The 24,724-nt window shown below is 65.7% G+C and carries 21 protein-coding genes and 1 pseudogene; 9 read left to right on the forward strand and 13 right to left on the reverse strand.

Annotated features, from left to right (window positions below; genetic code table 11):
- The first annotated feature begins 12 nt into the window (after nucleotides 1-12).
- The 3 genes from LDZ23_RS20685 (at nucleotide 13) to hpnH (ending at nucleotide 2,558) form a co-directional block, all read left to right on the forward strand.
- Entirely contained in the window at nucleotides 13-333 is a 321-nt protein-coding gene (locus LDZ23_RS20685) for a hypothetical protein (RefSeq protein WP_152563215.1), read from the forward strand.
- A 94-nt stretch (nucleotides 334-427) separates the two neighbouring features.
- Complete coding sequence (ispH, locus tag LDZ23_RS20690) at nucleotides 428-1,390, forward strand: 4-hydroxy-3-methylbut-2-enyl diphosphate reductase (protein ID WP_008354283.1); 963 nt, start codon at nucleotides 428-430, stop codon at nucleotides 1,388-1,390.
- 13 nt (nucleotides 1,391-1,403) lie between these two features.
- The gene (gene hpnH / locus LDZ23_RS20695) at nucleotides 1,404-2,558 is read left to right on the forward strand and encodes an adenosyl-hopene transferase HpnH (protein WP_008354282.1); all 1,155 of its coding nucleotides are present in this window, start codon (nucleotides 1,404-1,406) and stop codon (nucleotides 2,556-2,558) included.
- 66 nt (nucleotides 2,559-2,624) lie between these two features.
- Here the strand turns inward: hpnH and LDZ23_RS20700 are convergent.
- From LDZ23_RS20700 to LDZ23_RS20710, 3 genes and pseudogenes are all read right to left on the reverse strand, one after another.
- Nucleotides 2,625-2,732, reverse strand: a pseudogene (locus LDZ23_RS20700) (PIN domain-containing protein); the annotation flags it as partial.
- 79 nt (nucleotides 2,733-2,811) lie between these two features.
- Nucleotides 2,812-3,006, reverse strand: a complete 195-nt coding sequence (locus LDZ23_RS20705; protein ID WP_008354281.1) for a YbdD/YjiX family protein — start codon at nucleotides 3,004-3,006, stop codon at nucleotides 2,812-2,814.
- 11 nt (nucleotides 3,007-3,017) lie between these two features.
- On the reverse strand, nucleotides 3,018-5,102 hold the full coding sequence (locus tag LDZ23_RS20710) for a carbon starvation CstA family protein (RefSeq protein WP_008354280.1): 2,085 nt from the start codon (nucleotides 5,100-5,102) through the stop codon (nucleotides 3,018-3,020).
- Nucleotides 5,103-5,297: 195 nt separating this feature from the next.
- Between LDZ23_RS20710 and LDZ23_RS20715 the strand changes: the two genes are divergently transcribed.
- Nucleotides 5,298-6,725, forward strand: coding sequence for a cache domain-containing protein (locus LDZ23_RS20715; RefSeq protein WP_008354279.1), 1,428 nt, complete (start codon nucleotides 5,298-5,300; stop codon nucleotides 6,723-6,725).
- Nucleotides 6,715-7,353: a response regulator gene (locus tag LDZ23_RS20720; RefSeq protein ID WP_008354278.1), complete on the forward strand. Its 639-nt coding sequence runs from the start codon at nucleotides 6,715-6,717 to the stop codon at nucleotides 7,351-7,353. The genes LDZ23_RS20715 and LDZ23_RS20720 overlap by 11 nt, the downstream gene beginning before the upstream one ends.
- Nucleotides 7,354-7,380: 27 nt before the next feature.
- On the opposite strand, the gene LDZ23_RS20725 is transcribed toward LDZ23_RS20720, so the two are convergent.
- On the reverse strand, nucleotides 7,381-7,998 hold the full coding sequence (locus LDZ23_RS20725; protein ID WP_244808171.1) for an MlaC/ttg2D family ABC transporter substrate-binding protein: 618 nt from the start codon (nucleotides 7,996-7,998) through the stop codon (nucleotides 7,381-7,383).
- 213 nt (nucleotides 7,999-8,211) lie between these two features.
- Between LDZ23_RS20725 and hpnN the strand changes: the two genes are divergently transcribed.
- Both hpnN and LDZ23_RS20735 read left to right on the forward strand, forming a co-directional pair.
- Nucleotides 8,212-10,872, forward strand: coding sequence for a hopanoid transporter HpnN (hpnN, locus tag LDZ23_RS20730; protein ID WP_008354275.1), 2,661 nt, complete (start codon nucleotides 8,212-8,214; stop codon nucleotides 10,870-10,872).
- Entirely contained in the window at nucleotides 10,869-11,843 is a 975-nt protein-coding gene (locus LDZ23_RS20735) for an MlaA family lipoprotein (protein WP_008354274.1), read from the forward strand. The genes hpnN and LDZ23_RS20735 overlap by 4 nt, the downstream gene beginning before the upstream one ends.
- Before the next feature lie 44 nt (nucleotides 11,844-11,887).
- On the opposite strand, the gene LDZ23_RS20740 is transcribed toward LDZ23_RS20735, so the two are convergent.
- From LDZ23_RS20740 to LDZ23_RS20775, 8 genes are all read right to left on the reverse strand, one after another.
- Nucleotides 11,888-12,361: an acyl-CoA thioesterase gene (locus tag LDZ23_RS20740; RefSeq protein ID WP_008354273.1), complete on the reverse strand. Its 474-nt coding sequence runs from the start codon at nucleotides 12,359-12,361 to the stop codon at nucleotides 11,888-11,890.
- A gap of 128 nt (nucleotides 12,362-12,489) precedes the next feature.
- Entirely contained in the window at nucleotides 12,490-13,146 is a 657-nt protein-coding gene (locus LDZ23_RS20745; RefSeq protein ID WP_051079095.1) for a phosphorylase, read from the reverse strand.
- Between the two features lie 26 nt (nucleotides 13,147-13,172).
- Complete coding sequence (gene shc / locus LDZ23_RS20750) at nucleotides 13,173-15,152, reverse strand: squalene--hopene cyclase (protein WP_008354271.1); 1,980 nt, start codon at nucleotides 15,150-15,152, stop codon at nucleotides 13,173-13,175.
- A complete protein-coding gene (gene hpnE / locus LDZ23_RS20755; RefSeq protein WP_008354270.1) occupies nucleotides 15,152-16,426 on the reverse strand; it encodes a hydroxysqualene dehydroxylase HpnE in 1,275 nt (424 codons plus the stop codon). The genes shc and hpnE overlap by 1 nt, the downstream gene beginning before the upstream one ends.
- Nucleotides 16,426-17,274, reverse strand: coding sequence for a presqualene diphosphate synthase HpnD (hpnD, locus tag LDZ23_RS20760; RefSeq protein WP_008354269.1), 849 nt, complete (start codon nucleotides 17,272-17,274; stop codon nucleotides 16,426-16,428). Before hpnD ends, hpnE begins: the two co-directional genes overlap by 1 nt.
- A gap of 248 nt (nucleotides 17,275-17,522) precedes the next feature.
- Complete coding sequence (locus LDZ23_RS20765) at nucleotides 17,523-18,464, reverse strand: sensor domain-containing diguanylate cyclase (protein ID WP_008354268.1); 942 nt, start codon at nucleotides 18,462-18,464, stop codon at nucleotides 17,523-17,525.
- Between the two features lie 3 nt (nucleotides 18,465-18,467).
- Nucleotides 18,468-19,091, reverse strand: coding sequence for a chemotaxis protein CheC (locus LDZ23_RS20770; RefSeq protein WP_008354267.1), 624 nt, complete (start codon nucleotides 19,089-19,091; stop codon nucleotides 18,468-18,470).
- Nucleotides 19,084-19,452, reverse strand: a complete 369-nt coding sequence (locus LDZ23_RS20775) for a response regulator (RefSeq protein WP_008354266.1) — start codon at nucleotides 19,450-19,452, stop codon at nucleotides 19,084-19,086. Before LDZ23_RS20775 ends, LDZ23_RS20770 begins: the two co-directional genes overlap by 8 nt.
- Nucleotides 19,453-20,237: 785 nt before the next feature.
- Between LDZ23_RS20775 and LDZ23_RS20780 the strand changes: the two genes are divergently transcribed.
- Nucleotides 20,238-22,496: a hybrid sensor histidine kinase/response regulator family protein gene (locus LDZ23_RS20780; RefSeq protein ID WP_034472255.1), complete on the forward strand. Its 2,259-nt coding sequence runs from the start codon at nucleotides 20,238-20,240 to the stop codon at nucleotides 22,494-22,496.
- 178 nt (nucleotides 22,497-22,674) lie between these two features.
- Complete coding sequence (locus LDZ23_RS20785; RefSeq protein WP_034472278.1) at nucleotides 22,675-24,048, forward strand: hypothetical protein; 1,374 nt, start codon at nucleotides 22,675-22,677, stop codon at nucleotides 24,046-24,048.
- Nucleotides 24,049-24,113: 65 nt separating this feature from the next.
- Here the strand turns inward: LDZ23_RS20785 and LDZ23_RS20790 are convergent, their stop codons facing one another.
- Nucleotides 24,114-24,665, reverse strand: coding sequence for an NADPH-dependent FMN reductase (locus LDZ23_RS20790; protein ID WP_008354262.1), 552 nt, complete (start codon nucleotides 24,663-24,665; stop codon nucleotides 24,114-24,116).
- Nucleotides 24,666-24,724 lie beyond the last annotated feature (59 nt).

Here is a 24,724-nt window from a genome sequence, read left to right on the forward strand (position 1 = left end):
TAAACGATTAGCTTGAAAACAGTGGCGCAGCCGATGGCGCGATCGACCCGGCGTTGCGCGAAAAATACACCAGGGAAACAGCGCGGCGAGCCGCTCCGCGAGGCCGCGCGGCAAGGGCGCGTGGCGCGGATCTCGACGCCATGCGGTCCGAAGCGTCCGACAGTTTACTGGGTTCTCAAAATCGCCGTATTTGCGTGTGCCGAAGCGCGTCGCGAAGTGAAGCGGGCATTGAGCACCCAAAAAGGGAACGCGTTAGAATACGCGGTCAACTTCGGCGCGCAGACCGATCCCACCGTGTCTTTTTTTCCGGTCTGCTTTCCCCGGCCTTCCTGACGCTTCCGAGCGTCGTTCGTGGCCAGGTCTTCGGGAAAGTGCGAGCTTCGCGCCGGCTAACCCGAGACCCGCGCCAGTCGGAGTTCGTTCGAATATGCGTATCATCCTTGCTCAACCCCGCGGCTTTTGTGCGGGCGTGGTCCGTGCGATCGAAATCGTCGATCGGGCCCTCGAACGGCATGGCGCACCGGTTTATGTGCGTCACGAGATCGTTCATAACCGTCATGTGGTCGACAACCTGCGCAGCAAGGGCGCAAAGTTCGTCGAAGAACTCGATGAAGTGCCGCACGGCGCGGTCGCGATTTTCAGCGCGCACGGCGTCGCGCAGAGCGTCGAGAAAGATGCGCGGACGCGCGGGCTCGACGTGCTCGACGCGACCTGCCCGCTCGTCACCAAGGTTCATGTGCAGGGCCGCCAGTATGTATCGCAGGGGCGCACGCTCATTCTGATCGGCCATGCGGGTCATCCGGAAGTCGAAGGCACGATCGGGCAGATTCCCGGCGTCGTCGTGCTGGTGCAGAGTGAAGCCGAAGTCGCGACAATGACGCTCGCGCCCGATACGCCCGTCGCCTATGTCACGCAGACGACGCTTTCCGTGGACGACACGCGCGGCATCATCGATGCCTTGCAGCGCCGCTTCACGGATATCGTCGGCCCGGACACGCGCGACATCTGCTACGCGACTCAGAATCGCCAGGCCGCCGTGCGCGAGCTGAGCACGCAAGTCGATGTGCTGCTCGTGGTCGGCGCCACCAACAGTTCCAATTCGAACCGCCTGCGGGAAATCGGCGCCGAGAGCGGCGTTCCGAGCTATCTCGTCGCGGACGGTTCGGAGATCAAGCCGGAATGGTTTGCCGACGTGCAAACGGTCGGCATCACCGCGGGCGCTTCGGCGCCCGAGGAAATGGTCAAACATGTGATCGATGCCCTGCGCGCGTTCGGACACGTCGAAGTCACGACGATGAACGGCCGCGAGGAAAAGGTCGAATTCAAACTCCCCGCGAAGCTCACTCAGCCGGTCGCCGCCGTTGCGGCAGCCGCGGTTCGCGAAGAATAAGGAGAGGACACAATTGTCTATCCCGATGCTCCAGAAGGCCCGCGTTGGCGCCTATATCTTCAAGCAACACCTGACGGGCACCAAGCGTTACCCGCTCGCGCTGATGCTGGAACCGCTGTTCCGCTGCAATCTCGCCTGTAACGGCTGCGGCAAGATCGACTATCCGGATCCGATCCTGAACCAGCGTCTGTCGCTGCAGGAATGCCTCGAAGCCGTCGACGAATGCGGCGCGCCGGTCGTGTCGATCGCGGGCGGCGAGCCGCTGCTGCACAAGGAAATGCCGCAGATCGTGAAGGGCATCATGGCGCGCAAGAAGTTCGTGTATCTCTGCACGAACGCGCTCCTGATGGAAAAGAAGATGGACGATTACGAGCCGAGCCCGTACTTCGTCTGGTCCGTGCATCTCGACGGCGATCGCGAGGCGCACGATCACTCGGTTTCGCAGCCGGGCACGTACGACAAGGCTGTCGCGGCCATCAAGGAAGCGAAGCGCCGCGGGTTCCGCGTGAACATCAACTGCACGCTGTTCAACGATGCGGAGCCGGAACGCGTCGCGAAGTTCTTCGACACGCTCGGTCCGATCGGCGTGGACGGCATCACGGTTTCGCCGGGCTATGCCTACGAGCGCGCTCCGGATCAGCAGCACTTCCTGAATCGCGAAAAGACGAAGAACCTGTTCCGCGAAATCTTCAAGCGCGGCAACAACGGCAAGAACTGGTCGTTCAGCCAGTCGACGCTGTTCCTCGATTTCCTCGCGGGCAACCAGACGTATCAATGCACGCCGTGGGGCAACCCGGCGCGCACGGTGTTCGGCTGGCAGAAGCCGTGCTATCTGGTCGGCGAAGGTTACGTGAAGACCTTCAAGGAACTGATGGAAACCACCGACTGGGACAAGTACGGCACGGGCAAGTACGAGAAGTGCGCGGACTGCATGGTCCACTGCGGCTTCGAGGCGACCGCCGTGATGGACACGGTGGCGCATCCGCTGAAGGCCGCGAAGATCGCGCTGTCGGGCCCGCGCACGACGGGCGCGTTCGCGAAGGATCTGCCGATCGACAAGCAGCGTCCGGCCGAGTACGTGTTCTCGAAGCACGTCGAGATCAAGCTGGAAGAGATCGGCCGCGCGCAGAAGAACAAGGGCGCCAAGACGGCGGCGGCGGTGAATTGAGCTTCGGTTGAACGGAGCGTGGAAAGGGCGAATGGCTTGGGTCATTCGCCCTTTTTGTTTTCTCTGCTACCGAATCGTCGTGACGTGTTCGTAGCTTCGAATCTGCCGGTCCTTGGTCACCAGCGGAGCGGATAGCGAACGCGCCGTCGCGACTATCATGCGGTCGGCTGGATCGCACCTCGCGCAGCGCCCAAAAAAAACGCGACGGCTCTCACCGTCGCGTTATCTTCAATCACCACCCAGCAGCATCAACTCAGCAGCACTTCCCCGCTCCCGACCCGTACCTCGCCTCCTGCCGCTCGCGGAAGAACTCCGCGTAGCTCATCACCGGCTTGTCGGGATGCGTCGTCTGCATGTGCGTGACATATGCGTCGTAATCGGGCATCCCGACCATCAGACGCATCGTCTGGCCGAGATACCGTCCTGCCTGCCGAAGATCGCTGAACATCGCTCGACTCCTTAGTGGCCCGCGCGCACCGCGGTGGAAGCGCCGGAAGGCATCGCTTCGAACGGCGTTTCGCGCACGGTCGGCTTCGCTTCGCGACGCGCCCGCAGCACGGCCAGCACGCCATATACCGCGATGCTCAACACCACGAAGATGAACAGGCCGGCAAGCGCCGCATCGACGTAATCGTTGAAGATGATGCGCTGCATCTCCGCGAGCGACTTCGCCGGCGCCATCACCTTGCCCGCGTCGTAGGCGTCCTTCAGCTTGCCGGCGTGCGCGAGGAAGCCGACCTTCGGATTCGCATCGAAAATCTTCTGCCAGCCGGCCGTCAACGTGCAGATGAGCAGCCACGCAGTCGGCACGAGCGTGACCCACGCATAGCGTTCGCGCTTCATCTTGAACAGCACCACGGTGCCGAGCATCAGCGCGATGCCCGCGAGCATCTGATTCGAGATGCCGAAGAGCGGCCACAGCGTGTTGATGCCGCCGAACGGATCGACCACGCCCTGATACAGGAAGTAGCCCCACGCGGCGACGCACAGGCCCGTCGCGACGAGGTTGGCCGGCAGCGATTCCGTGCGGCGCAGCGCCGGATGGAACGTGCCGAGCAAGTCTTGCAGCATGAAGCGGCCGGCGCGCGTGCCCGCATCGACGGCGGTGAGGATGAACAGCGCCTCGAACAGAATGGCGAAGTGATACCAGAACGCCATCATCGCCGGGCCGCCGATCACCTGATGAAGAATGTGCGCCATGCCGACCGCGAGCGTCGGCGCGCCGCCGGCACGCGCGACGATGGTCGTCTCGCCGACCGCCTTCGCCGTCGACGTCAGCATGTCGGGCGTCAGCACGAAGCCCCAGCCCGAGACGGTCTGCGCGACCGCTTCGGGCGTCGAGCCGAGCAGCGCGGCCGGGCTGTTCATCGCGAAGTAGACGCCCGGTTCGATCACGCACGCGGCGACGAGCGCCATGATCGCGACGAACGATTCCATCAGCATCGCGCCGTAGCCGATGAAGCGCATGTTGACTTCGTTGTCGATCATCTTGGGCGTCGTGCCCGACGAGATCAGCGCGTGGAAGCCCGACACCGCGCCGCATGCGATCGTGATGAAGAGGAACGGGAACAGATTGCCCGACCACACGGGACCCGTGCCATCGACGAACTTCGTGAAGGCCGGCATCTTCAGTTCGGGCGCGACGATGAGAATCCCGATCGCGAGGCCGAGGATCGTGCCGATCTTGAGGAACGTCGACAGATAATCGCGCGGCGCGAGCAGCAGCCATACCGGCAGCACCGACGCCACGAAACCGTAGCCGATCAGAATCCACACGAGCTGCACGCCGGTGAACGTGAAGTACGGCGCGAGCGTCGCGGATTCGGCGACTTGTCCGCCGTACACGATCGCGAGCATCAGACCGACGAAGCCGATGATGGAAACCTCGCCGATGCGTCCCGGGCGAATGTAGCGCGTATAGACACCCATGAAGAGCGCGATCGGAATCGTCGCGGCAACCGTGAACGTGCCCCACGGCGAATTCGTCAGCGCCTTCACGACGATCAGCGCGAGCACCGCGAGAATGATCACCATGATGAGGAACGCGCCGAACAGCGCGATCACGCCGGGCACGGTGCCGAGTTCCATCTTGATGAGATCGCCGAGCGAGCGGCCATCGCGGCGCGTCGAGATGAACAGGACGACGAAGTCCTGCACCGCGCCCGCGAACACCACGCCCGCGAGAATCCACAGCATGCCGGGCGTGTAGCCCATCTGCGCCGCCAGCACCGGGCCGACGAGCGGACCCGCGCCCGCGATCGCCGCGAAGTGATGGCCGAACAGCACGTACTTGTTGGTCGGCACGTAGTCGAGACCGTCGTTGTGACGAACGGCCGGCGTCATGCGCAGGCCGTCGAGCTGCAGCACTTTCGTCGCGATGAAGCGTGAGTAGAAGCGGTAAGCGATGAGATAGACGCAGACCGCCGCAATGACGATCCATAGTGCGCTGATCCGCTCGCCGTGCGCGAGCGCGATGGTGCCGAATGCGAACGCGCCCAGTAGCGCGAGCGCGATCCAGACCAGGAATCCGGAAGCCCGATTCATGGCGTCTCCTTAGTTATTGACCCTTCCGGGCCGATGATTGCGCCGTGATAGCGCATTGGGCGGTAGTATTCGCTTTCGCCCGGGCGCTTACAAGCGCATAACTACTTATGCGCGCTACGTGGCTTCACGTAGCGGAAAACCCTGTGTTTCCAGCAAGCGGCGCGCCGCGGCTTCGAATGTGAACACCCTGTATCGATGAATCTCAAGGCAAAGATTTTCCTGCTCGCGATCGTGCCGTTCGCGCTTGCGATCGGCGGCATCACCTACGGCGTGCGCCAGCAGGCGCAAGCGCTCGCAGCAGCGCAGCACGACACGACGCAGGCCGCGTACCTGTCGAGCAAGGAGATCGAACTGCGCCATTACGTCGAGATTGCGACGAGCGCGATCGCGCCTTATTACGACGCACCCGCCGACGATCCGCGCAGCAACGACGAACGCCGCCGCCTCGCGCTCGATGCGCTTCAACGTCTCGACTTCGGGCAGGACGGCTACTTTTTCGTCTACACGATGCGCGGCACGTCGCTGATGCATCCGCGCCAGCCGGATCTCGTCGGACGCGATCTCTGGCTCATGCGCGATCCGAACGGCGCGCTGACCATCCAGGAGCTGATTCAACAGGCGTCGAAAGGCGGCGGCTATGTGCGCTACGTGTGGCGGCGTCCGTCGACCGGACTGATCGCGCCGAAGCTCGGCTATGTCGTGCCGCTCGAACGCTGGGGCTGGATGATGGGCACGGGCATCTATCTGGAAGATGTCGAGACGACGCTCGCGCGCATCGATTCGCAGGCAGCCGGGAATATCCGCCGCACGCTCATGTGGATCGGCGCGATCGCGCTTTTCGGGCTCGCGATCATCGCGGTGTGCGGCGCGGTGCTCAACATCAGCGAGCACCGCAGCGCGGACGCGAAGTTGAAGCGCCTCGCGCGGCAAGTCGTCGATTCGCAGGAACAGGAACGCGCGCGGCTATCGCGCGAATTGCACGACGGCATCAGCCAGATGCTCGTCTCCGTGAAGCTGCTCCTCGAATCGGCGCTGGCGCGTTTCGAACGGAGCGCGGCGCGCGAACCGACCGCCGAAGCCGCGCTCGCGACGAGCCTCGGACGCCTTTCCGGCACGCTGCGCGAAGTGCGCCGCATCTCGCACGCGCTGCGTCCCGCGATGCTCGACGATCTCGGCCTCGCCGCCGCGCTCGAACAGCTCGCGCGCGAATTCGACGGACAGGACGGCCCCGAAGTGCGCTTCGAAGCGACCGCCGAGGGCAAGCCTTGTGCACCGCAACGCGCGACGCTGCCCGATCCCGTCAATACCGTGCTCTTCCGCATCGCGCAGGAAGCGCTGACCAACGTCGCGCGGCACGCGCAGGCTTCGCGCGCGGCGGTCACGCTCGATATCGCGACGCACGCCGTCACGCTCGACATCACCGACAACGGCCGCGGCTTCGACGCGCACGACGCGTTTTCCGATCCGGCGAGCGGCATCGGCCTGCGCAACATGCGCGAGCGGCTCGACACGCTCGGCGGCACGCTCGCGATCGACTCGCAGCCGGGCCGCACGTCGATCGTGGCGCGCGTACCGCTGCCGCTCGCCGCACCGAATCTTCAAGGACATACCGATGAGCGCTGAAATCGCCCGCATCATTCTGGTCGACGACCATCCGCTCGTGCGCGACGGCTTGCGCGCGCGGCTCGACTCCGTGCCGCATCTGCGCGTGATCGGCGAGGCCGGCAACGCGAAGGAAGCGCTCGCGCTCGCCGCCGACGAAGCGAATCCGCCCGATCTCGCGCTAATGGACGTCGGCATGGCCGGCATGAGCGGAATCGAACTCGCGGCGCTGTTCCACGAGCGGCATCCGGGTATCCGCGTGCTGATGCTGTCGATGCACGACAACGTGGAATACGTGAAGCAGGCGGTGCGCGCGGGCGCGAGCGGCTACGTGCTGAAGGATTCGCCCGCCGCCGAGATCATTCAGGCGATCGGCGCGGTGCTCGCCGGCAAGACGTTTTTCAGTGCCGGGCTGGCCGCGCGCATGATCCAGGCACAGTCGATGCAGACGCCGCTCGAACGCCTGACGCCGCGCGAACTCGACATTCTGGATGCGCTCGCCGAAGGCTTATCGAGCAAGCAGATTGCGCAGCAGCATGGGCTGTCGGTGCGGACGGTGGAAACGCATCGACAGAACATGAAGCGCAAACTGGATATCGACGGACAGGCCGAACTCATCAAATTCGCGGTGGAGCACCGCCGCACCTGAAGCCCGGCCCGCCCTGACAGAGGGCGATCAGCCCGCGGAACGGGCGTTATGCTCGGAAAGGAACTTGATGAGACCGTCGACGCCGCCCTTTTGCAGCTGACCGGCGAATTGTTGCTGATAGACCTGGATGAGCCATGCGCCCATCATGTCGATGTCATAGATTTTCCAGCCCTGCGGGGTCTTCTGCAGGCGATAGCGCACCGGATTGTCGCCGCCCGTGGAAATGACATGTGATTCGACGACGGTGTCCTTCGCGTTGGCGTCGACGTTGGGCGCGTCGAACCTGAAGGTCACGTCCTGATCGCGGAGCTGCGCGAGCGATGCCGCGTAGGTGCGGACCAGCAGCGTCTGGAACTGGTCGTAAAGCTGCTTCTGCTGCTCGGGCGTGGCGGTCGCCCACGCCTTGCCGACCGCGATGCGCGTCGTGCGCTGGAAGTCGGTGGCGGGCAGGAAACGCGTCTCGACGAGTTGCGTGATCTTCGCCATGTCGCCGCCGCGCGCCTGCGGGTCGGCCTTCATGGCCTTGACCGTGCCTTCGACGGCATTCTTGACGACGGCATCGGGACTCGTTTGTGCGAATGCCTCGCCTGTGAAAGACATCGAGGCAAGGAGGAAAGCGAAGCAAATAGACAGATAGCGTTTCATGGCACCCGTTCTCTAATCAGGTTTGGTGGCGCGGGTAGTGCGGCCTTCGGACGTTGCAGGAGCGGCCAGGCGGCTGCGAGTCAGTATATCGACACCTTGCCAGCGTAACAGTTCAAGGACGGACCGTTCAGTGCGCCCGGTATACTTGCGCGGCATCATGCGATTCACGCGCTCGCGCGCGCAAAAATAACAGGCACTCCAGGTAACGTCTTCATGCTGACGTCCAACATTACTCGCTTCGTCACCCTCGCCATTCGCCGGCCGGCGTGGATTATCGCCGTTTCGCTGCTGCTCGGCGTGCTGTCCACGATTTATGTCGTCCATCACTTCAAGATCAGCACCGACGTCAGCCAGCTGATCGAGACGGAGCCGGAGTGGGCCGCGCGCAGCAAGGCCATCGAGGAAGCGTTTCCGCAGCGCGGCGCGGCATTGCTGATCGTCGTTCAGGCGCCCGCGCAGGAATTCGCCGATGCCGCCGCAAGCGCGCTCGCCGCCGCGCTCGCGAAAGAGCCGGAGCGCTTCAGGTCGGTGTCGCAACCGGCGGGCGGCGAGTTCTTCGAGCACAACGGACTGCTTTATCTCCCGACGGAGAAGGTCGAGCAGGTCACGAAACAGCTCGTGCAGGCGCGTCCGCTCATCAATACGCTCGCGCACGACCCGACGCTCACCGGCCTCGCGCAGACGCTCAACACCACGCTCAACCTGCCGCTGACGCTCGGACAGGTCAATCTCGGCCAGATGGCCGGCTTGCTCGGCAAGAGCGCGACCGTGCTCGATCGCGTGCTGGCGAATCAGCCGGCGGCGTTCTCATGGCGCGGCCTCGCGGATTCATCGCCGAACGATGCGCCCGGGCGCGCGTTTGTCACCGTGTTGCCGGAGTTGAACTTCAACGCGCTGAAGGCGGCGGCGGGCACCTCGGAAGAGATTCGCGCGAAGGCGGCGGAACTCGGCATCGACAAGAAGTACGGCGCGACGCTGCATCTGACGGGCGCGCAGCCGCTCGCCGACGAAGAGTTCGCGTCCGTGCAGGACGGCGCCGTGCTCAACGGCGTGCTGACCTTCCTCGTCGTGCTGATGATCCTCTGGGTCGCGCTGCGTTCCAAGCGCATGATCCTCGCGGTGTTCATCACGCTTTTCGTCGGGCTCGCGATCACGGCGGCGCTCGGACTCATGATGGTCCACGCGCTCAACATGATCTCGGTCGCGTTCATGGTGCTCTTCGTCGGACTCGGCGTGGACTTCGGCATCCAGTTCGGCGTGAAGTATCGCGAAGAGCGCTACAAGCACAAGCGGCTCGATGTGTCGCTCGCGGAAACCGCGCGCCATGTCGCGGTGCCGCTCACGCTCGCCGCCGCCGCGACCGCCGCGAGCTTCTTCTCGTTTCTGCCGACCGCGTATCGCGGCGTGTCGGAGCTGGGGCTGATCGCGGGCGTCGGCATGTTCGTCGCGTATGCCACCAACATGACGCTGCTGCCCGCGCTCATCAAGGTGTTCGCGCCGCCGGGCGAAGCGCAATCGCCGGGCTTTCCGGTTCTTGCGCCCGTCGACGAGTTCCTCGACAGGCATCGCAAGCCGGTGCTGATCGGCACGCTCGTCATCGTGATCGGCGCGCTGCCGCTGCTCTTCAATCTGCGATTCGACTTCAATCCGCTGCATCTGAAGGATCCGCACACCGAGTCGATGGCGACGCTCATCTCGCTGCAGGACTCGCCGGAAGGCGCGGTGAACGACGTCGCCGTGCTCGCGCCCTCGCTCGCCGATGCGGATGCCATCGCCGCGAAGCTGAAGAAGCTGCCGGAAGTCGGCAGCGCCACGACGCTCTCGTCGCTCATTCCCGGCGATCAGCCGAAGAAGCTCGAACTGATCGAGGCCGCCGCCGATCAGCTTTTGCCCGCGCTCGATCAGCAGACGGCCTCGCCCGTGACGGACGCCGTGCGCGTGGCGGCGTTGAAGCGCGTATCGAGCCAGCTCTCGCTCGCCGCCGACGAGCATCCCGGTCCGGGCGATAAGGAAGCGAAGCATCTGTCCGAAACGCTCGCGAAGCTGGCGCAAGCCGACGCCGCGACGCGCGATCGCGCCGAGCATGCGATGGCCGAGCCGCTGCGTATCGCGCTCGCGCAATTGCGCGCGCTGCTCACGCCGGCGGAGATCACGCGCGAAACGCTGCCGCCGCACATGGTCGCGTCGTTCGTGACGCCGAACGGCCAGGCGCTCGTCGATGTCGCGCCGAAGATTCCGCCTGGCGTCGATCCCAACGACGACGCGCTGCTCGCGCACTTCGCCGATGCCGTGCAGAAAGCCGAGCCGAACGCGATCGGCGGGCCGATCTCCGTGCGTCATTCGGCGGAAACGATCATCAAGGCGTTCGAGCAGGCGGCGCTCTATTCGCTGATCGCGATCGCGGTGCTGCTGTGGATCGCGCTGCGCCGTTTTGGCGACGTTCTGAGAACTTTGGTACCGTTGCTCGTTTCCGCGATCGTCACGCTGGAATTGTGCGTCGTCTTCAGGATGCCGCTCAACTTCGCGAACATCATCGCGTTGCCGCTCATGCTGGGCGTCGGCGTCGCCTTCAAGATCTATTTCGTGATGGCGTGGCGTTCCGGCCAGACCCGGCTGCTTCAGTCCAGTCTCACGCATGCCGTTATGTTCAGTGCGGCCACGACCGCGACCGCATTCGGCAGCCTGTGGTTTTCCCATCATCCGGGCACGTCCAGCATGGGACGGCTGCTGGCGCTGTCGCTCTTTTGCACGCTGATCGGTGCGGTGGTCTTTCAGCCGGTATTGATGGGCAAGCCGCGCAAGGTGCGCGCGGCGGCGCGCGCGAAGCTCAGGGCGGCGCAACGACATGACAACCTAAGAGGAATTGAAGAATGAAGTCGGGATCGACGGCTTTGACCGCTCGTGCTGTGCGTAAATTGGGCTTGAGTCTCGCGATTGTGGGCGCGCTCGCGACGACGGGATGCGCGACCGGCCCGGATCGCAATCCGAAGGATCCGCTCGAACCGATGAACCGCAAGATCTTCACGTTCAACGACACGCTCGATACCTATGTCGCCAAGCCGGTCGCGCAGTTCTACGTCGATTACACGCCGAGCCCGTTCCGCACGGCCGTCAGCAACTTCTTCTCGAATCTCGGCGATTTCTCCAACTTCGCGAACAACCTGCTGCAGTTGAAGATCACCGATGCGACGCAAGATCTGATGCGTATCGCGATGAACTCGGTATTCGGCATCGGCGGTCTGATCGATATCGCATCGCCGGCGGGTCTGCCGAAGCATCATCAGGATTTCGGGCTGACGCTCGGGCACTACGGCATGCCATCGGGACCGTATTTGGTGCTGCCGCTGCTCGGCCCGAGCTCGTTCCGCGACTCGACGACGTGGCTCGTCGACTGGCGCGTGAATCCGTTGAGCTATTCCGATGCGGAGATTCGCTGGCCGCTCTTCGGCCTGAACTTCGTGAGCGCGCGGGCCGACCTGATCGGCGCGACCGATCTGCTTTCCGCTGCCGCCCTCGACAAATACGCGTTCGTGCGCGACGCGTATACGCAGCGGCGTCAGTATCTGCTGACGGGCGGCGGCGCGAGCTCGCTGCCCGACTACGGCGACGAAGGCGCATCGGCGCCCGAAGGCGCGAGCGCGCCGGGCGAAACCGGCGGCGGCAGCACGGAGCAAGGCTTGCCGACGTATGTGGATCCGGGCGCGGCGGCATCGCCGGCCGGTGGCGTCGGCGGGAAATCGCCTGCGCCGGGAGAGAATGCGCCGAAGACTCAGCCGTCGGCGAGTTCGAGCAAGGCGCAGGGATTGCCGCAGTACGACGATCCCGCAGCGCAGCCTGCGAAGTGACGAGCTCGTAAAACGAAACGGGCGCTTCGGCGCCCGTTTTCTCTTTAATGTGCGGCTTCTTCCGCGACTTCTTCGAGCAAGTCGTCGCCCGACACTTTCGGCGCTTCGACGACGCCCTGATCGCGGCGATAGGCTTCGAACAATTCATCCGCGTAGCGAATTTGCGTCCGGCCGTGCGGCGAGGGCTCGCCCTGTTCGTTCAGATTGACGAACACCATCTTCTCGACGGTCAGAATGCTTTTTCGCGTGATCTTGTTGCGCACTTCGGCGCGCAGTGTGATCGACGTGCGGCCGAATTGCGTCGCGGTGATGCCGAGTTCGATGATGTCGCCCTGCCGCGCCGAGCTCACGAAGTTGATTTCCGACATGAACTTGGTCACGACGCGCTGATTGCCCAGCTGCGAGATGGCGTAGATCGCGGCTTCTTCGTCGATCCAGCGCAACAGGCTGCCGCCGAAGAGCGTGCCGTTCGGGTTCAGGTCTTCGGGCTTGACCCATTTACGGGTGTGGAAATTCATTTGCGGTACCTCGCTTTCATTGCTGCGCGCGTCGCGGAGTTCCTGTAGACGCGCGCTCGATCAGGGTTTTCCCTGATTATACCGAGATGAGGGTTAACCCGCAGAAAGCAAGGGATGAGACCGAAGCGTTATGCCACCGCCAACGCCCGCGCCGATTCCATCGCGTGCCGCGCCTGCACGAGCGTCGCGCGGGCGGCGCGGGCATCGGATGCAAGGCGCAGAAGCGCGCCCAACTGCGCCGGATCGCGGACCAATTCGCGCAAAATCGGACCGATCGCCGTCGTGCCGTCATCGCGCAAACCGGCCGTCGCGGCGGTCGGCAACGTTCGCCACGCGGGATCGACCACGGCGCGGCACACTGCGAACGGCAAGCCGCGCGCCGTCGCGATGGCCCCGGCGATATGCGATTCCATATCGACGGCCAGCGCGCCCGTCGACGAATGCAGCGAGCGCTTTTCCGCCTCGGTCTTGACGGGCGCCGTGACGCCAGCCGTCTTGCCGCGCCGCGTGACGCGCTCGACGGGCGTGCCCGCGAACGCATCGACGATGCGCGCCGACCACGCCGCATCGGTATGCAGCTCGCCGAAAGGACCGCACACGCTGTCGGCGACGATCAGCGCGCCCGGCTTCAGATCCGGTGCGAGCCCGCCCGCCGTGCCGAAGCTGACGATTCCCGAACAGCCGCGCGTGAGCGCATCGGACAGCGCGCGCTCGAGCAGATCGGCGCGCGCCGCGAATACGACATCGACGCCGCGTCCGCGCACGATCTTCGCCTCGAACGCCATGCCGGTCACGGCGACGACGGGCGCGTTCACATCGCCGCCGTCACGCGCGTGAGCCCGTCGCGCGTCAGATTGCGATAGCGCGCGAGCGCCCACAGCGGGAAGAACTTGCGATAGCCGTGGTATCGCAGATAGAACACGCGCGGAAAACCGGTCGCGGTGAAGCGCGTTTCATCCCACAGGCCGTGCTTTTGCTGCGTCTTCAGCAGATAGCCGACGCCGCGCGCGACCGCTGGATGCTCGACGAGACCGGCCGCCATCAGCCCGAGCAGCGCCCACGCCGTCTGCGACGCGGTGCTCGGCGCCTGCTCATAACCGCGATAGTCGAGCTTGTAGCTGTCGCCGTCCTCGCCCCAGCCGCCGTCGTCGTTCTGGATGCCGATGAGCCAGTCCGCCGCGCGCTTCATGCGCGTGTCCGTCGGCGCGACGCCCGCCGCGTTCAGCGCGGACATCGCCGACCAGGTGCCGTAGATGAAATTCATGCCCCAGCGCCCGTACCAGCTTCCGTCGCGCTCCTGATCTCGCACGATGTACTCGAACGCGCGACGCGCCGGCTCGCTGTTCAACGACGTCTCGCCGAGTTGCGCGAGCATCGACAGGCAGCGCGCGGAAACGTCGACGGTCGGCGGATCGAGCAGCGCGCCGTGATCCGAGAACGGGATGTTGTTCAGGTAAAACTGCGTGTTTTCGGGCTCGAACGCGCCCCAGCCGCCGTCGCTGCTCTGCATGCCGACGACCCATTCACGCGCGCGCGCAATCGACTCGCCGTACAGCGCCGTGCCGTTTTCGCGATCGGCGCGTTCCATCGCCATCGCGACGACGGCGGTGTCGTCGACATCCGGATAGTGCGGGTTCGCGAACTGGAACGCCCAGCCGCCGGGCCGCACGTCCGGGCGGCGCGAAACCCAGTCGCCGCGCACGTCGAGAATCTGCAGCGGCACCAGCCAGTCGAGGCCGCGCCGGACCGCCGCGCGCGCCTTCGGCACGCCGGTTTCGAGCAGCGCGTGCGCCGCGAGCGACGTGTCCCACACCGGCGACAGACACGGCTGGCAATACGCTTCGCCGTCGTCGGCCGGGTCGATGACGAGCAGCTTGTCGAGCGACTTGCGCGCGATCGCGCGGTTCGGATGCTCGGGCGGATAGCCGAGCACGTCGTACATCATCACCGAGTTGGCCATCGCCGGGAAAATCGCGCCGAGGCCGTCCTCGCCGTTCAGCCGCTCGTCGACGAAACGCACGGCTTCATCGATCGCGCGTTCGCGGCCGGCTTTCGGCAGAAGCGGATCGGCGACGCGCAGAATCGAATCGACCACGCGGAAAAAGGCGAACCAGCCGCGGCTCTGGTGCCCGGCGCGCGACGGCATCCCGGTATTGACCGGCGGGTTCGTGAACACTTCGTCGATACGCACGCCGCGCGGATTGCGGGCGCGCGGGCGCTTGGCGTTGAGCACGAGCATCGGCACGATCACCGTGCGCGCCCAGTACGACACCTTCGACAGATGGAACGGGAACCACATCGGCAGACGCATGATCTCGACGGGCATCATCGGCACCGCGCGCCACGACACGACGCCGAACAGCGCGAGCAGGATACGCGTGAACACGTTCACTTTCTCCGCGCCGCCCGCGGCGAGGATTGCTGCGCGGGCGCGCTCCATGTGCGGTGCGTCGGGCGAATCGCCGATCATCTTCAGCGCGAAATACGCCTTCACGGTCGCGGAGACATCCATCGCGCCGTCGGTGAAAAGCGGCCAGCCGCCGTCCTCGCGCTGAATGCGGCGCAGATAGCGGCCGATCTTCGCTTCGAGCTTTTCGTCGGCGGTCTCGCCGAGATAGTGGACGAGCAGCACGTATTCGGCGGGAATCGTTGCGTCCGCTTCGAGTTCGTAGAGCCAGTAGCCTTCCGGATGTTGCGCCGCGAGCAGCGCATCGGTGGCGTGGTTGACGGCGGCGTCGAGCGGCGCGCCCGAAACCTGCGCGCCCACGGCCGAAAGGGATAAATCGTTCATCAGCGTTCCATCGATTGATTCAACAGCGCATCCGCGGCCTTCTGGCCGGAGCGGATCGCGCCTTCGATCGTCGCGGGCAGGCCGGTCGCCGTCCAGTCGCCCGCGAGCGTGAAATTGCGCCAGCGGGTGCGCGTGGCGGCCCGCAAGCCTTCCTGCGCCGGCACGGCGGCAAACGTCGCATGTTCATCGACGACGACTTGCCAGGGCGGCGTCGGCACGGCGGGCATCCGCACGGCCTTCGCCGCTTCGCGCCAGACCGCCTGCGCGAGCTCTTCGTGCGGCGTCGCGAGCCATTGGCCGGCGCTCGACAGCGTGACCGAGAGCCGTCCGTCGGCCGCGAAAAGCCGGTCCGACATGCCGTTGACGAGACACGTCAGCGGCTCGAAGCCCACGGGTGCATCGACGGCAAAATGCACGGTGACGATCGCGCGCGATGCGTCCGGCGCGCTCAACCCCGGCACGAGGCGCCGGGCCGCATCGGGCGGCACGGCGAGCACCACGCCGTCGCCGGGCGCGAGCGTCAGCGGGTCTGCGCCGTCGAAAGCGAGCGAGCTTACACGCTCCGTCGAATCCGTGCCGGATACCCCGACGGCCGCGACGCGCGAGCCGAGCCGGATCTCCGCGCCGCCGTACTGCAAGAGCCGCAGCGCGGGCTCGACGAACGCGTGCGACAACCCGCTTCTCGCGATGAGCGGACGGCACGCCTGGCCGCCTTGCGCGACGGTTTCGCGCAGCAGGCCGGCCGCGAGTTCCGCGCTCGCCTCGGACGGATCGGCGTTGAGCATCGCGCGCAAGAGCGGGCGCGCGAGCAGGTTCCATACGCGATCCTTGCGCCGCACGCATTCTTCGACCGTGCGGCCCGGTTTCGCCCACAGGAGCGGCAGAAACGGCAGGTAGTCGGCCGGCTGCGTGCCGGGCACGCGCGCGTCGGCATCGAAGATCCAGCGCGGCAGGCGTCCGGACGACATGCGGATCGTCCACGCGTCGCCGCTCGCGACATCGAAAAAAGGATAGTCGGGCTGCGTCGGGCCGATCAGCGTATCGGTTGCGCCGATCGCGCGCAGGTACGCCATCGTCGATTGGTAGCCCGAAAGCAGCAGATGATTGCCGTTGTCGAGCGTGACGCCGAGCTTCGTATCGAAGAAAGAGCGGCAGCGTCCGCCCGCGTGAGGCGCGGCGTCGAGCAGCACGACGCGCGCGCCGCGCCGTTGCGCCTCGACCGCGGCGGCAAGACCGGCGATGCCCGCTCCGACGACGAAAACCCGCCGGGACATCAGATCAGATTGCGCGCCACGATCCACAGCAGGCGCGAGCGCGGCGTCCGCACGCGCGTGCGCGGCAGGTCGAAACCGCGTTTGAGATTGGCGTCGAGCACGGTGCGATACGCCGCCGACATGATGCGCGGCGCGCGCACCTGCGATCGCGGCGAAGCCGCCATGATCGCGTCGGACTGCGCGTAGTGGCCCCTCGCGCGCTCGGCCAGCACGGCGCACACGCGCGGCAGGCGTGCGTCGCCGACGATGCTCGCCGGATCGCTCGTCGAAATGCCTTCGCGCGCGAGCAACTCGCGCGGCAGATACACGCGGCCGATTTCGGCGTCTTCGTCGATGTCGCGCAGGATGTTGGTGAGTTGCAGCGCGCGCCCGAGATGATGCGCGAGCCGCCGGCCGGCGTCCTCGTGCATCCCGAAGATCCTCACCGACAGCCGGCCGACGGCGCTCGCCACGCGGTCGCAATAGAGGTCGAGCGTGGCTTCGTCGGGTGCGACGATATCGCCGGCGGCGTCCATCGCCATGCCGTCGATCACGGCGTGGAAGTCGTCGCGGGAAAGCCGGAAAGCCTGGATGTGCTGCGTGAGCGCTTCGAGCGATTTCTTCGGCGCGCCGGCGTAGCACGCATCGATGTCCTCGCGCCACTGGTCGAGCGCGAGCGCGCGCTCGCGGCGCGGCAGCGTGCCTTCGTCGGCGATGTCGTCGACCGCGCGGCAGAACGCGTAAATCTGGTACATCGCGTCGCGCTGCGCAGCCGGAAGGATACGCATCGCGAGATAAAACGAGCTTCCCGACGACGTTTTCGCGGCGTCGGGGGCAGGATCGTCAGCGATGATGTTGGAAACGGCCAAGACGAACTCCGCTGTGGCGCCCCCACGGGCAAATTAAGAGATCGGGCGCCGGACCCGACGCGGCCCGGCGCGCGCGGAACCACCTGGCGCTGAGCGGGACGATCAAGGAAGAAAGCCGGCGCGAGCCGGCTGCGACTGCGCCGGAAGCGGCAAAGAGTATATCAATACTTTGCCCGATTGCGCCGGAGCCGCGCGGGACATGGCGCGGCGCATCGGGCGCAATTTCAGGGGCGGTTTCAGGCGCGTTTTCAGGCAAATCCCACCGAGCGATTGCGCCCTTCGCGCTTGGCCGTGTAAAGCGCCGCATCCGCCTCGTTGATGAGCGCTTCGTACGACGACGTCACGCCGGTACGCGCACGCGCCACGCCGACGCTCGCCGTCACGGGCACGCGCGCGTTCTGCACGTCGACGGGCGTCTCGCCGATCTCCCTCCGCACTTTCTCCGCGACGATCATCGCGTCGTCGAAATTCGTGCAGGGCAAGAGCAGCGCGAATTCCTCGCCGCCAAAACGCCCGAACACGTCCTGCACGCGCACGGCCTTGGCGACGCGCTCGGCCATCACGCGCAGGACCGTATCGCCGACGAGGTGGCCGCGATCGTCGTTGATGCGTTTGAAATGGTCGAGATCGAAGAGCAGCATCGACAGTTCGCCGCCGTAGCGATGCCAGCGCTGGAATTCGTCGCGCAATCGCAGCTCGAAATAGCGCCGGTTCGCGATGCCGGTCAAGCCGTCGCGGTCCGCGAATTCCTGCAGTTTCGCGACGGCTTCGTCGCGGGCGCGCTGCATCATGCTCGCGTGCGTCACGTCGGAAATCGTCACGCAGACGGCGCGCACGTCGCCCTCCAGCGTGAGCGGCATGAACGTGCAGTCCTGCTGCATGTAATCGACGCCGCCGGTGATCGGCCGGTCGTGGTCGAACTTGAAGAGATACGGGCGCTGCTCCCACGAACTGAACGCGAAGCTGCCGAGCTGGAACACGCTTTCGACCTTGCGCGTGAACCACACGCGCGGCAGTTCCGGAAAGCTTGCGAAAATCGATTTGCCGATCACTTGCTCGGCCGTCTTGCCGCTGTGGTCCTGCATGAAGCGGTTCCACATCAGCACGTTGAGGTCGCGATCGAGCACGAAGATGCCGAATCCGACACGCTCGATCACCAGCTCGCTCAGCAGATGGCGCAGGTCTTCCATTCGTCAGAGGCTCGACAGCAGCGCATCGAGCGCTTCGCTCAGATGCGCGATCGCGTCCTCGGCCATCAGCATCACGAGATGCGCGCGAAAACTGTGGTCTTCGAGCGCGAAATTCACTTCGAGCAGGAGCGCCGTCTTCCACGCGAGCATCGCGGGCTGAAAGACCTCGTCGAGCCCGATGTCCGAGCCGAGCATGCCGGGCGGCGAAAAAATCGGCGAACGGCCAAGGCGGTCGAGAATGCACGACACGCACGCGCCCATCAGCACCGTCGCGATATCGAAGACGAGCTCGGTGCGCGTCGTCGTCGTGTACGTGGACTTCGTGTAGGGATCGTCGACGAGCGCGCACAGCTGATCGACGCTGCCGCTCTTGCAGAGCACGATCGCCTCGCCCTTGATGTCCGAGCGGAAGCCCTGGCGCACGGCGGTGACGGTATCGGTGATGCCGGTCATCTCCGAAAGCGCCGCGGATGCCTCCGCCACGCTCACGACGCGCACGCGCGGCACCGACAGCTCGATGAACGTGCCGAGCAGCTTCGAAAGACGCGTCGCGGCCTGGCCCATCGCCATGTTGGCCACTTCCTGCAGCGCGTCGCGCTGATCTTCGTTGAGGGCGGTTTCAAGCATGGAGACCGTACTCCTTCAATACGGGGCGCAGCGCTTCGGGCGTCACCGGCTTCGGCAGGAAGGCGATCGCGCCGAGCGCGCGTACGCGTTCCTGGGCCATCGGCTGCACATCGGCGGATACGACGATCACGAACGTATTCAGATCTTCGTGCTGCAAGGCGTCGAGAACCTGATAGCCCGTCATGTCGGGCATCGTCAGATCGAGGAACATCACCGAGGCGCGGCCGGCCCGATAGTGCTCGAGCGCCTCGCGCCCGTTGGTCGCGTAGGAGATCTCGACGTCCCAGTCCGGGGGCAGCGCGCGCGTCAGCACCTTGCGCGCGAGCAGTGAATCATCGGCAATGACAATCGGCAACGGCATGGTCGGCAGGATCTTTTAGGCTGTTTTCGGGCGGAGAACGGTCGTGTCGACGGACACGGCGGGCTCTCGTATGGATTACGGCATCCGCGCAGCGATCTTTATAGCGATGTTCACGGAAGAACCGGCGTGAGCCCTTGGGCCCGGCGGGAATGCGGGCGCTGTCGGAGATGCAGGTCGGCGGCGATGAGCCAGGCGCGTCGCCTGTCGACGTCGGCGCGCCACGCGGCGGGCGGGCGCTGTGTAATCAGCGCGCGCCCAGTGCGCGATGGATGCTGGCTCTCGATCGGCGTCATGTTGCCTGCCCCGTGCGTGATCCGGAGATTCCGGACCTTGGCCTTTTTCTCCTCGCTCGGTCGCGCTGCCTGCCCGCATCTGCCGGGCAAGCGGTACTTCGCCCCGACGCGCGCCGGGAGGCTGCTTGTATTCCCCGGCCGACGCTCTCAGCGGCGTTTCGGATCGGAGGATTGCATTGTCTGATTATCAGAATGTCAAAGCAACTCGATGAGGCGCCAAGCGAGAATTAATATGATGAAATAAGGTTCGATACGGGTGAATTCTGCTCGATGTGTTCCGATGCGCTGTCAGTCCATGCTTTTGTGTACGTTTGCGCTTCCAAGAATCTCGCTAACTGCGCGCCGCGTGCAAGCTTCGTTCGACGGCCGGGAAGGCTGAGTCGCGCCGATCCGGCATGCTTCGTGCGTCCTAGTTGCGGTTGCACCGTCCACGCCCGCTACCGCGTACGAAAGGTACGGGCCATGAGTAAGTTTTCCAATTCGCTGCCAAAAATGACGCTGCAACGTGAGGAGTCCGACGCCGTTCCCGCCGCGCAGTCGTGGCAGGAGGAACCGCCTTTTCCGGTGGTGCCCGAGCGCAACTTCGCCGCGCAGCGCCTGACGCTCTATGCGTTGCTGGTCGCGGCGGTCGTGCTGCCGTGCGTGTACGTCGCCATCACCGCATACACCGATTACCACGCGCGCGTCGCCGACGCCTCCGATCTGGTCGCGCGCAACGCCCGCGTCGCGGAAGAACACGCGCTGAAAGTCTTCGATCTGAACGTGACGCTCAACGAGCGCATCGTCGATCTGCTCGACGGCCTCGACGCCGGCGCGATCCGCCGCGAAAGCGCCACGATCCATCAGCGCCTCAAGGCGATCAGCGGCTCCTATCAGCAAGTTGCGGCGGCATCCGTGTTCGGCGCCGACGGCAAGCTGCTCGCGACGAGCCGCATCTGGCCGACGCCCGACATCTCCGTTGCCGAGCGCGACGATTTCGGCGGCCTGCGCGCCGGCCAGAGCCAGCGGATTTCGCGCGTGATGGTCGGCCGCGTCGCCGGCGAGCAGGTGTTCAACACGGCGATCGCGCGGCGCACGCCGGCGGGCGCGTTCGACGGCATGGTGACGATCGCGCTGCGCCCATCGTATTTCAGCGCGTTCTATCGCGAGCTGATCGGCGATAACCCGAGCGTGTCGCTCGGTCTGACGCGCGCGGACGGCGAAGTGCTCGCGTGGTATCCGCCGCGCCCGGCCGATCGCATGGCGCTCGCGGCCAGCTCGCCGCTGCGCGAGGCGTACCGCGCGGGCGGCCGAAGCGGCGTCGTCAGGATGGTTTCGGGGCTGGACGATCAGCTGAAGATCGTCGCGTTCCGGCGCGTCGGCGGGTATCCGGCCTATGTATCGAGCGGCTATCCGATCGCGACGATCTGGTCGGCATGGTGGAAGCATCTGAGCGTGCTCGCGCTCTCGATCTTCGCGCCGTGCGTCGTGCTGTGGGGCGTAATCGCGCAGTCGTTGCGGCGCCTCGCGACCGAAGAGGAAGCGTGGGAGCGCTGGCAGGCCGAAGCGTCGATGCGCCGCTCGATCGAATCGGCGTATCGGCAGGCGCGCAAGATGGAGGCGCTCGGCAATCTCGTCGGCAGCGTCGCGCACGACTTCAACAATCTGCTGATGATCGTCTCGACCAACGTGCAGATCGCGCGGCGGCGCGGCGCGCCCGGCCTCGATCGCGAACTCACGGCGATGGAACGCGCGCTGAAAAGCGGCCAGTCGCTCACGCGGCAACTGCTCGGCGTCGCGCGCAAGCAGCCGTTGCGCAGCGAGATCATCGCGATCGGCAAATGGGTGCCGGCGGGGCGCGAGTTGCTGCGCGCATCGCTCGGCGCGAAGGTGGCGCTCAGCGTCGAAGTCGCGCCGGAGGTGTGGGCGATCCGCGTCGATCCGGCGGAACTGGAGCTCGCGCTCATCAACGTCGCGGTGAACGCGCGCGACGCGATGCCCAACGGCGGCACCTTCACCGTGCGCGCCGGCAACGTGCGCTTTCGCCACGAGGACGGCTTTCCGATCACCGGCGAATTCGTGCAGATCACGCTCGAAGACAACGGCTTCGGCATGAGCGCCGAAGTGCTCGGGCGCGCGTTCGAACCGCTTTTCACGACCAAGCCGAAAGGCATGGGCACGGGCCTCGGCCTGCCGCAGGTGTTCGCGTTCTGCGAGCGCGCGGGCGGGCTCGCGACCATCGACAGCGCGATCGGCGCGGGCACCGCCGTGCGTCTGTACCTGCCGCGCGCGACGGCGGCGGCGCCCGGCGCGGCCGCGAAGCACGAACAGGCGGCGTCGCAGGAAGCGGACGGCTTGCGCGTGCTGCTCGTCGAGGACAACGAGGAAGTCGCCGCCGGCACCGAAGCGCTGCTCACGATGATGGGCCACCACGTCACCTACCTCTTCAACGCCGATGCCGCCGCGACGATGCTCGAAGCCGCGCGCGCCGACGCATCGGCCGGTTTTCCGTTCGATGTCGTGCTCTCCGACATTCACATGCCGGGGCAGATGAACGGCATCGATCTCGCCGAAATGATGCAGCGCTTTCACCCGCGCATTCCGGTGATCCTCGTCACGGGTTACGCGGAAGAGCTCGACCGCGCGCGGCAGGTCGGCGCGCGCGTGCTGTCCAAGCCGTTCGACATCGCGCTGCTCGACGCGCTCCTGCGCGCGATCCGCGACGGCGCGACGCCTTCCGATCTGCGCGCGGCGCGTTCGGTCGATCGCTGAACCGCCCGCGCTGCAATCGACTTTTGCACGCGCGTTTGTAAAAGCGCCGGCTTCTTTGCCCGCGCCGTGCCGCTCGCGCCGGTTCACGCGCATCCGGCACGCGAGTTGCGTGAATGCCGACATGCGCGGCGACCGACGTCGCCGATTTTCGGAATTCGCCCATCCGCAGGAGGCGTACATGCGACACACCGTCATCGGAGTTTTCGACACCTATGCGCAGGCCGAGGACGCGCGCTCGGCCCTGATCGCCGCCGGCTTCCTGCGCGCGGATATCGAACTGCAGGCCAATCCCAAGCGCGACGATGCAGCCGCGCCGTCCGACATGCCCGATGCCGTCACGCATCAGGAGCCGGGCGTGCTCGCCAACATCGAGCGCTTCTTCAGCATGCTCTTCGGCGGACGCGATCAGCCGCCGGAAGTCGCGCACTATTCCGAGGCCGTGCGGCGCGGTGCGATCCTCGTCGCCGTCGAAACGCCGAGCGTGGAGCAGGCCGACATCGCGCGCGCGACGCTGTCCGATCAGGGCGCGATCGATATCGATGAACGCGCGGCAAGCTGGACGACGCTCGAACACGGCACGTCCGCGGCGGCCGCCGATGACCGCGATCATTCGGTGCTCGACGAACTGGGCCTCGGACGCGGCAGCGCGGTGCCGGGACGCGAGCCGGTGAACGATCCCGACCAGACGCCGTCGCGTGCGCGGGCTTATCCGCACGCTGATGTCGGCGATCCGGCCGCGCTGACGCCGCGCGATTACGTCAGCGATCCCGCCGACGATCCGCTGATGCCGCGCGGCGGCATGTCGCAATCGCAGTCCCAATCCCAGTCGATGACGAGCGACGCCGAACGCACCGCCCGCGATCCGCTCGCCGGTCGCGACCCGGTCACGGGCCGGGATCCGTACGCGACGACCGGCGCCGATCCGCTCGCCGATCCGCTCGCCGATCCGCTCGCCGGGACGCCCGCCGATCCGCTCGCGGCGCGCACCGAACTCGCGGGCGATTCGCTATCGGAGCGCGACGCCATCGCGGGCCGCGATCCGCTGCGCACGACCGGCGCGGTGCCGCCCGAGCGCGCTCCGTTGCCCGGCGTGCGTACCGACACGGCGTCCGAATGGCGCTCCGTCGAACCGTTGAGCCCGCTCGACGAACCCGCGACGCCGTCTCAGGCGGGCGCGGCGCGCGCGGCGGGATCGTCGCCCGATCCGGTTGTCGCTTCGGCGGGAACGCAGGCGGGCGGTCCGGTCGGACCCATCGGAAATCCGCAAAACGTGCCCAATGAATTCATGGAGTACGAAGACGACTTCCGCGCCGATTACGCATCGAAGTATTCGGCGACGGGCGAGCCTTACGAGGACTATCAGGGCGCGTATCGCTACGGCGCGACGCTCGGCAACGACGATCGATTCCGCAGCCGCACCTGGGACGATCAGATGGAATACGAAACGCGCCGCGACTGGGAGAGCAAGCACCCCGAAGGCGATACGTGGGAACGCTTCAAGGCGGCGATTCGTCACGGCTGGGATCGTGTGACGGGACATCATCACGTCTGAGTTCCGAGCCGCTCACGACAACGGCCCGCTTGCGCGGGCCGTCTTTTCGTGTGAACGGTGAGCGCTCAGGCCGCCCGATCCCGCACCCATGCGACGTACTTGTCCATGAACGTCTGCAGATATTTGCGCGTGTCTTCGCTCACGATATTGCCGTTTTCGTCGATGCGCTTTTCGTCGTGCTTGATGTACATCTCCGGCTGATTCATCAGCACGATGTCGAGGTACGCGCACACGCCGCGCAGATGCGACTGCGCGATCGCCGTGCCGATCGCCCCGACCGACGTCCCGATGATCGCGCCCGGCTTGCCGCCCCACGCGCTTTGTCCCCACGGACGCGAGCCCCAGTCGAGCGCGTTCTTCAGCACACCGGGAATCGAGCGGTTGTATTCCGGCGTGACGATCAAGAGGCCGTTTGCTTCGGCGATCTTCTGCTTGAACGTGCGCGCGGCTTCGGGAAAGTCGCTGTCGTAGTCCTGGCTGTACAGCGGCAGGCTGCCGATGTCGAGAAACTCGAACGAGAAATCGCCCGGCGCGAGCGACACGAGCGCATGCGCGAGCTGCTTGTTGAACGAACCCTGTCGCAGACTGCCGACGACCACCGCGATCTTTAAGGCCATGAGATCTTCCCCGTCAAAGGTATGAAAAGGCGGATGAAGCGTTCCAGACAACGCCGTCC

Source organism: Caballeronia zhejiangensis (assembly GCF_022879815.1).
Taxonomy (GTDB): domain Bacteria; phylum Pseudomonadota; class Gammaproteobacteria; order Burkholderiales; family Burkholderiaceae; genus Caballeronia; species Caballeronia zhejiangensis.